Annotated in this window: 10 protein-coding genes, 1 tRNA gene, 1 pseudogene and 1 other annotated feature; of the genes and pseudogenes, 9 read left to right on the forward strand and 3 right to left on the reverse strand. The window is 41.3% G+C overall.

Going from position 1 to position 10,146, the window contains the following annotated elements:
- The 8 genes and pseudogenes from QVO88_RS09225 to QVO88_RS09260 form a co-directional block, all read left to right on the forward strand.
- A pseudogene (locus tag QVO88_RS09225) lies at nucleotides 1–894 on the forward strand (F0F1 ATP synthase subunit alpha); the annotation flags it as partial.
- Nucleotides 895–923: 29 nt separating this feature from the next.
- Nucleotides 924–1,808: an ATP synthase F1 subunit gamma gene (gene atpG / locus QVO88_RS09230; protein ID WP_022288197.1), complete on the forward strand. Its 885-nt coding sequence runs from the start codon at nucleotides 924–926 to the stop codon at nucleotides 1,806–1,808.
- Between the two features lie 28 nt (nucleotides 1,809–1,836).
- Nucleotides 1,837–3,231 (forward strand): F0F1 ATP synthase subunit beta, encoded by a 1,395-nt coding sequence (gene atpD / locus QVO88_RS09235; RefSeq protein WP_022288198.1) that lies wholly within the window; start codon nucleotides 1,837–1,839, stop codon nucleotides 3,229–3,231.
- A 27-nt stretch (nucleotides 3,232–3,258) separates the two neighbouring features.
- Entirely contained in the window at nucleotides 3,259–3,684 is a 426-nt protein-coding gene (locus tag QVO88_RS09240) for a F0F1 ATP synthase subunit epsilon (RefSeq protein ID WP_022288199.1), read from the forward strand.
- A gap of 64 nt (nucleotides 3,685–3,748) precedes the next feature.
- Nucleotides 3,749–3,882: a sequence feature (ribosomal protein L10 leader region), on the forward strand.
- Nucleotides 3,883–3,923: 41 nt separating this feature from the next.
- Nucleotides 3,924–4,433: a 50S ribosomal protein L10 gene (gene rplJ, locus QVO88_RS09245; RefSeq protein ID WP_022288200.1), complete on the forward strand. Its 510-nt coding sequence runs from the start codon at nucleotides 3,924–3,926 to the stop codon at nucleotides 4,431–4,433.
- Between the two features lie 66 nt (nucleotides 4,434–4,499).
- Nucleotides 4,500–4,871: a 50S ribosomal protein L7/L12 gene (gene rplL / locus QVO88_RS09250; protein WP_022288201.1), complete on the forward strand. Its 372-nt coding sequence runs from the start codon at nucleotides 4,500–4,502 to the stop codon at nucleotides 4,869–4,871.
- A 372-nt stretch (nucleotides 4,872–5,243) separates the two neighbouring features.
- Nucleotides 5,244–5,327 (forward strand) — tRNA-Leu (locus QVO88_RS09255).
- A 758-nt stretch (nucleotides 5,328–6,085) separates the two neighbouring features.
- Entirely contained in the window at nucleotides 6,086–6,730 is a 645-nt protein-coding gene (locus tag QVO88_RS09260) for a hypothetical protein (RefSeq protein ID WP_022288202.1), read from the forward strand.
- Nucleotides 6,731–6,844: 114 nt separating this feature from the next.
- Here QVO88_RS09260 and QVO88_RS09265 read toward each other — a convergent pair whose 3' ends face one another.
- Complete coding sequence (locus QVO88_RS09265; RefSeq protein ID WP_022288203.1) at nucleotides 6,845–7,414, reverse strand: hypothetical protein; 570 nt, start codon at nucleotides 7,412–7,414, stop codon at nucleotides 6,845–6,847.
- A 233-nt stretch (nucleotides 7,415–7,647) separates the two neighbouring features.
- Here QVO88_RS09265 and QVO88_RS09270 point away from each other — a divergent pair, with 233 nt between their 5' ends.
- Nucleotides 7,648–8,847, forward strand: coding sequence for a site-specific integrase (locus QVO88_RS09270; protein ID WP_022288204.1), 1,200 nt, complete (start codon nucleotides 7,648–7,650; stop codon nucleotides 8,845–8,847).
- Here QVO88_RS09270 and QVO88_RS09275 read toward each other — a convergent pair.
- The gene (locus tag QVO88_RS09275; protein WP_022288205.1) at nucleotides 8,806–9,093 is read right to left on the reverse strand and encodes a helix-turn-helix transcriptional regulator; all 288 of its coding nucleotides are present in this window, start codon (nucleotides 9,091–9,093) and stop codon (nucleotides 8,806–8,808) included. The genes QVO88_RS09270 and QVO88_RS09275 overlap by 42 nt on opposite strands.
- Before the next feature lie 172 nt (nucleotides 9,094–9,265).
- Entirely contained in the window at nucleotides 9,266–10,018 is a 753-nt protein-coding gene (locus QVO88_RS12375; RefSeq protein WP_022288206.1) for a helix-turn-helix domain-containing protein, read from the reverse strand.
- Nucleotides 10,019–10,146: the final 128 nt, after the last annotated feature.

The raw sequence follows: 10,146 nt of genomic DNA on the forward strand, positions 1-10,146 counted from the left end.
ACAGTTGCGAAGTTCGTTGAGGATCTTAAAAAGCATGGTGCTATGGATTACACCATAGTTGTAACGGCTATGGCCAGCGACCTTGCGCCTTTGCAGTACATATGCCCATACGCAGGCACAGCAATGGCTGAATATTTCATGGATAAGGGCAAGGACGTTCTTATAGTATACGATGACCTTTCAAAGCACGCAGTTGCATACAGAGCAATGAGCCTGCTTCTGAAACGTTCTCCGGGACGTGAGGCTTATCCTGGAGATGTATTCTATCTTCATTCAAGACTTCTGGAGCGTTCATGCAGACTTGACGACGCTCACGGCGGCGGTTCTATCACTGCCCTGCCTATAATCGAAACACAGGCAGGCGACGTTTCCGCATATATCCCTACAAACGTTATTTCTATCACAGACGGACAGATCTTCCTTGAAACAGAGCTGTTCTTCTCAGGCGTAAGACCTGCTGTAAACGTTGGTCTTTCAGTATCCCGTGTAGGCGGTGCGGCACAGACCAAGATAGTAAAGAAAGTATCAGGCAATCTGCGTATCGACCTTGCCCAGTTCAGAGAAATGGAAGTGTTCACACAGTTCAGCTCTGAGCTTGATAAGACAACGCAGGAGCTTCTCGACCATGGTCACAGGCTCGTTGAGATACTTAAACAGCCGCTCTATCACCCTTATTCAATGCACGAGGAGGTAATTATCCTCTGCTGTGCACAGCACAAGCTTTTGCTTGACGTGCCTGTTAAGGAGATAAGAAAATTCACTCTCGATATGCTTTCCTACTTTGAGGCAAATCACAGCGATATAATTGCCGAGATAAACGACAAAAAGGTCATGACAGACGAGCTAGACGCAAAGATAGTTGCTGCCGCAAAGGAATTTAAGCAGGGCAGATAAAGGCTCTGCACCGAAAGGAGGCATAAGGCATGGCAGGAATGAGAGAGATAAGAGAAAGGATCGCAAGCGTAAGCGAGATCATGAAGATCACAAACGCTATGTACCTTATCTCTTCCTCAAATCTGAAAAAAGCCAAGAAAAGGCTTGAAAACACCGAGCCTTACTTTGAAAAGCTCCAATCTACCATTCACCACATACTGCTCCACACGCCTGAGTTCGAGCACAAGTATTTCGACCAGCGTGAGGAGAAAAAGCCTGAGGACAAAATGATAGGCTACATAGTGGTAACAGCCGACAAGGGTCTGGCAGGAGCTTATAACCACAACGTTTTAAAGCTTGCAGAGCAGGAAATGGCTAAGCACAAGAACACCTGCCTTTTCGTTGTGGGACAGATCGGAAGACATTATTTTTCAAGAAAGAACGTGACCATCGACGCTGAGTTCCTTTACACGGCTCAAAATCCTACCCTTTACAGGGCGAGGGCGATCGCCGAAACTATCACAGATCTTTTTGAGAGAAAATATCTTGACGAGGTTTATGTTATTTACACCAAGATGATAAATTCCATGGATATGGAGCCTGAGATGCTCAAGCTTTTTCCGCTGGAGCGTGAGGACTTTGAACACCCTCTGCAAAAGCAGGATCACGATATCGTGACGTTCAGACCAAGTCCTGAAAAGGTAATGGATCATCTTGTGCCGAACTACATGAAAGGTCTTATATTCGGCGTTTTGGTAGAGGCATTCTCCAGTGAGCAGAATGCCAGAATGACCGCCATGAGCGGTGCTACCACAAGTGCTTCGGAGATGATAAAGGAGCTGTCATTGCAGTATAACCGAGCAAGACAGGCGGCTATCACACAGGAGATAACCGAGATCGTCAGCGGAGCAAATGCTCAAAAGGACGAGAGTTAAGGCTTTCGGGAAAGGTGTTGAGATTAAAATGGAAAAAGGAAAGATCGTTGAAATAATGGGACCTGTCGTTGACGTTGAATTTGAAAACGGCAAGCTACCTATGATAAAGGACGCTCTTACTGTACAGCTTGACGGCAAGACAAAGGTCATGGAAGTGGCTCAGCAGCTTGGCAACAACACTGTCAGAGCTATCATGCTTGCTTCAAGCGACGGACTTGAAAAGGATATGGAGGTCACTGCCACAGGCGCTTGCATAAAAGTTCCTGTAGGCGACGCTACCCTGGGAAGAATGTTCAATGTCCTTGGTGAGAGCATTGACGGCGGCGAGCCTGTCAAGGCTGACGACTACTGGGAGATACACAGAGAGCCGCCAAAATTTGAAGATCAGAAGCCTGCAACAGAGATTCTTGAAACAGGCATAAAGGTAATAGACCTTCTTGCTCCATATGCAAAGGGCGGTAAAATAGGTCTGTTCGGCGGTGCAGGCGTTGGTAAAACTGTGCTTATTCAGGAGCTTATCACAAACGTTGCCACAGAGCATGGCGGATATTCCATATTCACAGGCGTTGGAGAGCGTTCAAGAGAGGGCAACGACCTCTGGCACGAAATGACAGACTCAGGCGTTATCAAAAAGACAGCCCTAGTGTTCGGTCAGATGAACGAGCCTCCTGGATCAAGAATGAGAGTTGCTCAGACAGGACTTACAATGGCTGAGTATTTCAGAGATAAGGAACATCAGGACGTACTGCTTTTCATAGACAACATATTCAGATTCGTTCAGGCAGGCTCTGAGGTATCGGCACTCCTTGGCAGAATGCCGTCAGCCGTTGGTTATCAGCCTACCCTTGCAAACGAAATGGGCGCTTTGCAGGAGCGTATCGCTTCCACAAAGCAAGGCTCTATCACATCTGTTCAGGCTGTATACGTCCCTGCGGACGACCTGACAGACCCAGCCCCTGCTATCACGTTCTCACATCTTGACGCAACAACAGTGCTTTCAAGAAAGATAGTTGAACAGGGTATCTATCCTGCCGTTGACCCACTGGAGTCAACTTCAAGAATACTTGAGCCTGACGTAGTAGGTCAGGAGCATTACGAAGTTGCAAGAAAGACTCAGGAGCTTTTGCAGAAGTACAAGGAACTTCAGGATATCATTTCTATCCTGGGCATGGAGGAGCTTGACGACGCCGACAAGACGGCTGTTTACAGAGCAAGAAAGATACAGAAATTCCTTTCACAGCCTTTCCATGTTGCAGAGAACTTCACAGGCATAGAGGGCAAATATGTTCCTCTGAAAGAAACGATCAGAGGCTTCAAGAAGATCATCGACGGCGAAATGGACGAATATCCAGAGGCTGCATTCCTTAACGCAGGCACTATCGACGATGTTATCGAAAAGGCTAAACAGCTTGAAAACGAGTGATGACCCTCACCGAAAGGAGAAGCTGAAATGGTAAAGACATTCAAGCTTGAAATACTTGCCAGCGACCACATTTTCTATTCGGGAGAATGTGACGAGCTTATATTCCCGGGTCAGGACGGCTCTTTCGGAATACTGCCTAATCACCAGCCCATGATAACCTGTCTTAACGCAGGTGAGCTGCGTTACAGAACGGGCGACCAGTGGCACTATGCGGTGGTAAGCGATGGTTTTGTGGAGATAATGCCGTCATATGTGACGCTCCTTGCGGACACTGTGGAACGCCCTGAGGAGATAGATGAAAAGCGTGCCGAAGCCGCCAAGGAGAGAGCTGAGGAGAAGCTCAGGCAGAAGCAGAGCATTTCAGAATATTATCACACGCAGGCAGCTCTTAACAAGGCTGTGGCAAGGCTTAAAATATCAAGCAAGTATAACAAGCACAAGATAAATATTTAAGTTCACAAAAAGTTTACATTAAAAGCATAGCAGGCTCTTGACAAAAGGTCAAGGGTCTGTTATAATATTAGAGCATTCGTATCTAAAGACAGTTGGCAGCAGGAAGCTGCGGAAGTCCAGCCGAGGAAAGGAATAGCAAAGTAATTATGACTTTGTATCTCTTTTGTCTTGCGACGAAAGGGATTTTTCTTTTGTTAGTTTACGGTTTGCGTAAATTAGTTCAAAGAGGTGAAATTGAAATGCCAAGCGAAAAGACATTGTCCGCTAAGAAGGAAAGAGTTGCACAGCTCGTTGAAATGCTCAAGAACTCTGCTGCAGGCGTACTCGTTGATTACAAGGGTATCACTGTTGAAGAGGATACAAAGCTCAGAAAAGAGCTGAGAGAGGCTGGCGTAAGTTATTTCGTTGAGAAGAACACTATCCTGAGATTTGCTCTTAAGGAAGCTGGTCTTGACGGTATCACAAACGTACTCGAGGGTACAACAGCTATCGCTATCTCTAACGACGACCAGACAGCTCCTGCAAGAATACTCGGTAAGTTTGCTGAGGACTGCAAGGACGAAAAGTTCTTCCTCAAGGCCGGTTACATTGGTGAGGACGTTTATGACGAGGCAGGCGTTAAGGCTCTCTCGAAGATCCCTTCAAGAGAAACTCTGCTCGCACAGCTGGTTGGTTCCCTTCAGGGTCCTATCCAGAAACTTGCCGCAACACTTCAGGCTGTTGTGGACAAGGACAACGAGGCTGCATAATTTATATGCCGCTTAACGAATGGGCTTTGACCCGAAAAATTATTTAATAAAAAGGAGATTTTTATCATGGCTTCAGAGAAGATTATGAATTTTGTAGAAGAGATCAAGAAACTTTCCGTTCTCGAGCTTTCAGAGCTTGTTGACGCTATCCAGGAAGAATTCGGTGTAACAGCTGCTGTTGCTGCTGCTCCAGCTGCTGGTGCTGCTGGCGCTGCTGCTGAGGAGAAGACAGAGTTTGACGTAGTTCTGACTTCATTCGGCGATGCTAAGATGGCTGTTATCAAGGCTGTTAAGGAGATCACAGGTCTTGGTCTTAAGGAGTCTAAGGAACTCGTTGAGAGTGCTCCTAAGGCTATCAAGGAAGGTGCTTCAAAGGCTGACGCTGAGGAGATCAAGACAAAGCTTGAGGCTGCTGGCGCTTCTGTTGAGCTCAAGTAATTCTGAGTTTGCACAAATAATTAAAGGACTTCGTAATGAAGTCCTTTTTTTGTTGAAAAAATTCATAATGAGTGAAACTGTCCCACCTTGGGCAGCGGAGTGGTTTGAATTTTTTACAAGGTTGTGTAGATGTACCGTGTGGTATGCTTTGGTTTAGAATATCTAGCCTAACAGAACTGTTATACCGCCTGACTGATTTGTCAATAGCTGAATTTGATATATACAAATAAGCATGTGATATGTATATTTATAAATAGTCGATTTTTTTTGAAAAAAAGCCTTGACAATAGAAAAAATAAATGCTATAATAATTAAGCTGAATGACACGGAACACAAACAAAACAAAAGAGTTCAGCGAAAAGAATAGTAAATGCGGCAGTGCTGGAATTGGCAGACAGGCACGTTTGAGGGGCGTGTGTCCTTGACGTACGGGTTCAAGTCCCGTTTGCCGCACCAAAGATTAAGTTCAAAGTTCGTAGGATATTTATTCTGCGAACTTTGTGCTAATATCTAAAAAAGAAGCAAACTTGCTTGATTGACCAAAGAGCATTAATGATTAATACCCTTTGGTCAGCCAAGCATACCGCTTGACCGAGTGTATGTAAAAACAATCCGTAATCGTATTGATTTTTTTGCTTATGCTATATAATGATCTTTCCCTTTGGCACACGAAACATCTGCAGTGACATTCAAACAATGGGACTACATTGTGGCAATGTCGGCACGAAGTTGACACCCTTGCTTTGTTACTCTCACAGGTAGCTCAGCACCACAGTGCCTATACTCGCTAGTGTCCATCACGGCGCAGTTGTTAGTGATTTCGCAAAGATTACACATCATTATGTCTTATTCTGAGTCCAGCCGAAAGGTCCTAAAGCCTGACGGGGATATATATTAACCGCTAAGGTTAATGACTGCATAAAAATAAGAGTGCTTCACAGTCCGCTAAACGATGAAACACTCTTGACATTATCGAAATTCTGTGTTATAATGAACGACAGAATAAATCGCATTCACTTAATGTTTTCACCGTTGCTCGAACAACTGTGATTTCAGGGTATATAGCTTCGCCAAAAGTTATATACCTAAGTGAGTGCTTTTTTAATGCGCTCACTTTTCTTATTTCCTATTTATTATACCACATATCTCAGCATTTGTCAAGACTTTTATTAAAAAAATATGGATGAAAATAAAATTTTATAGGGGGTTGCGTCTTGAATAAGTTTGTAAACACTAAAACAGGAAAACTTTACACTGCATATTCTATCAGGGAGATAGGAGATAAATATGTTGTTGTTTTCAAAAAAGGCGGAAAAGAGTATACATATGACCGATACACCATTGATTTGATGACAGGGTGTGATTTATCAAGTACCAACGATGTTCCAACATCCACTGGTAAACTTATTGTATATTCATATGACAAAACTTGCTACAATTGCGGAGAAAAGACTCAAATATTGACCTATATTGTGTATACAGGCAATATTCTTGATAACTTCACATACCCTTGGGATAAAATTAAAGCTCTCAAATATCAAAACACAGAGTTACACATGATAAACGAGGATATTGAATACTATGGAGTTAAGGTACTCGGCGATGTATTCTCTTTTGATGAAATCATGGTAAACAAATATCCTAAAAGAATCTCTGTTGCATACAGCAAAACTCTAAGACGCAGCTATGCGATGAATATATGTGAGCATTGCAAAGCAATACAAGGAAAAAATTTTGTTTATAAGGATATTAATTGTTTTATCAGAGATATGACACCGCTTAATGTTTTTGATACAATATCGTTTCAAATCACAAATGATTTTTTGAAGAAGTGTAAAAATCATTATATTACTCCCTAAGTCATTAAAATACAAAAGCCTGTGAGAATTTACACTCACAGGCTTTTTTTGTCCATGGACAAAAAAATACTCAAGCCGCAGACTATGCCACGGCTTGAGCTTTAAAAAGTTAAGTTAGTCCATTACGCCAGCGTCTTCATCGTCATCATCATATGACGGAACTTGCTTATATTCTTCAGGAATATTTGATATACCAAAAGACGGAGCTTCTGTTTTTGGGTTAGGATAAATGCCTGCGCACTGACTTATCTCAGAATTAGAATAACAAGCCATTGTGATTACAGAGTCGGCAATTTTGACAACACAAATGCCCTTATCGATATCTGCTTTTTTCAAAGCTTTCCAACACACTTGCTCAATATCTGCTTTGGTCGCTTCCTCGCTATATTTTTCACGCTTTATAGTATCGTCTTGTCCCTCTGTTTCCATGGCGTCAGTTACATCGAATGTGTATTCGCCCTCTGTATATTCACCGCCTTCAACGATAACATCAGCGTATCGACTATTCACTAACGTAAAAAGTGTCTTAGCGACTTTATTATTGCTTTTCAGCAATTCATCACTATTTTCCAAAACAGTCGAAGATGAGTCTTCATCTTCGGTATCAGAACTTGAAGAACCGCAAGACGTACAAATAGAAAACGTAACTCCTAACGCAAGTATCATAGCTAATAATTTTTTCATTTTGATCTCTCCTAATGTGATTTTTTATTTGCTTTAATTATAACATATGTCAGACATTTTGTCAACCTTTGGAAGTCATTCTCTCTTGTGTTAAAAATGAACATTCGTTCACACAATATCATTATTGTTTTTATATTTAACACATGAAATATATCCAACTTGTGGTATAATATCCATTGGATTTATAATAAATTGTCCACGGACAAAAAAGGGAGATAGCTGTAGAATAATCAATGAATTTCTATGATAAGCAAAATAATGAGATAATAAGATTTTTAATGGAGCAAAATACTATTTTACAAGAGCAAATTCGTATTTTAACAGAAAGCTCAAAGCAGAAAGATGATATTATATCAGAATTGACTACTATTATTTCATCAGTACAAAAAACAGCCGAAGAAAACACTTTTGAAAATATTCAAACAGACACACAAATGACAGTTAAACACTTAGCTGACGAATGGTATACAAATTACGCTGAAAAAAATCATCGTGAAACAACTCGCAATTCAGAAAGATTGATTGCTAATCGGATCAATCATGATTTGGGCGAGAACAGTCTGCAAACTATTTCGACTATAACTATCCAATCATATGTTAATAAGTTATCTGAAAAAGGTGGTAATCTACGCACAGGAAATCCATTATCACGAAAAACTATAAAGAATTACATGACGTATCTTACGAATATTTTTTCGTATGGGGTGAAATACGGATACATAAAAGACAACCCTTGCTCAGATGTTGATATACCTAAAATCAATGGTAATGGCGAAACAATGCGTCCGAAAGAGATTAAAATCTACACCATTGATGAAGCCAAGACATTATTAAGCACATTAAAGCACGTTCAATTCAAATATCAAATATTCTTTACACTTGCTATGCTTACAGGACTACGCAGAGGTGAGATACTAGGTCTTGAATGGAACGATTTTGATTTTGATAAATGCAACGTCAGGATAAAGCGGACTTCAAATTACACGCCAATAGAGGGTATCTATACAGATGTCACTAAGACCGAAAAATCGCAACGTTTTATTAAAATACCGAAAGAACTATCAAAGCTACTGAAGCTCTACCAAAATTCTCAGCAATTTGATTTTCGGAACAGAAAAGGAAAAGGCTTAGAAATTGTCAAAACTGATAGGCTATTCACGCAGGCAAATGGCAAGCCCATGCACCCAAATACGCCTTACAAGTGGCTTGAGAGAATGTGTAAGAAAAATGGTTTACCCTTCTATGGCGTTCATACATTCAGACATCTCAACGCCAGCCTGCAGATAAATGCTGGCATAGACGCTGTAACTGTATCAGCGACACTAGGTCACTCAACCCCAACTACAACGTTAAACATATATAGTCATTGCTTTGAGGAAAACAAGACGAAATCAGTCGACATTGTCAATACTGCTCTTGGTGGTTTCATTTGACATCGTATCTATCAGCTCAATATTGGCAACTTGGTATAGTGCTTCCATTGCCGCCAAGTCGGTTATTGATATACCAAAAAGCTTTGACAAAACAATAAAGTGCCGTGTTATAGCTTCCGTAGATAGACTTCGCCCGTCCTCTATGTTTTTGAGATAGCGGTCTTTAACGCCAAGCTCTTTAGCAACGTTTTCTCGGGTAAAGTGCATATCTGTACGCAATCTTATCAAATATTCTCTTCTCAACATAAAAAAAGTCCTCCTAAAATTATCTAAAAAAAGGCAAAAGGGCAAATTTCAAAAAAAATCAAAAGCCATATATATTACTACATATTCTGAACTAAGTAATATAACAGAATTACTCTATCTGACCTTTTTTTAGATATTAATACAAAGTGGGTTATAAATATGAGGGTGCAAATCAGGGACTACCCCCATAATAAAATAAAATCGGCTTATATAATAAAAATTTTCGCAAAAAGGATTGACAAATCCCGTCCGAGGTGTTATTATATAGCTGTTTGAGTTGTGAACTCCCACGAGAACACAAACCATTTGAGCAGGACCTATTGGATCTAGGTCCTGCTTTTTTTATGCAACCTTGTTTACGAGTGACGATGAAGTATGTATTGTCTGTATAATCTCCTGCTCTAGTTCGTTTGAGCTGTTTGCGCACCATGGACCTGTTAATAAGCACAGCTATGACCTTTGACACTTCTGCCCTACTCAGCCTGATGAGCGCAGAAAGGTCATTAAGCGACTGATAAAATCTTGCTATATCATTGCACATGAGTTTGCAGAATACTGCATACACATAGAAAAGCTTTGGTGACAATTCGGCAGAGTACGCCTTACGATTATTCATATAGAAATAGTTTTTGCTCAGGTCATAAGGCTTCAACGCATAGTGATATGCCCCTAAACGCCCCTCAGAGCCGTCCAAACGATATTTATGCGTAATTATACCCATTTCTTCAAGACGGCACACAGAGCGTTTTACGCTTGATACAGAGCATTTGCAGGAAGCAGCTATAGTTTCCTGCTTAATGCAAACTTCATAGCCGTTGCTGCTACGCTTGGTGTGAGAGCTGACAAGGCTATATAGTTTGCAGGCTACGGCAAAATCTGTGTAATTGCTTCTGAGGTCCGTTATAAAGCTGTTTGGTATACGCATTTCCCTTCCTCCTTTCCAATATATTTAGGCAACAAAAAAAGGACCTGAAATTCAGATCCTTAAGCATATAAATGAGTACATTCCTATCTCTGTTTATCTAAAGTATACTCTATACCTTGCGCTAAGTC

Origin of the sequence: Ruminococcus sp. CAG:57 (genome assembly GCF_000435935.1) — a bacterium.
Lineage (GTDB): Bacteria > Bacillota > Clostridia > Oscillospirales > Ruminococcaceae > Hominimerdicola > Hominimerdicola aceti.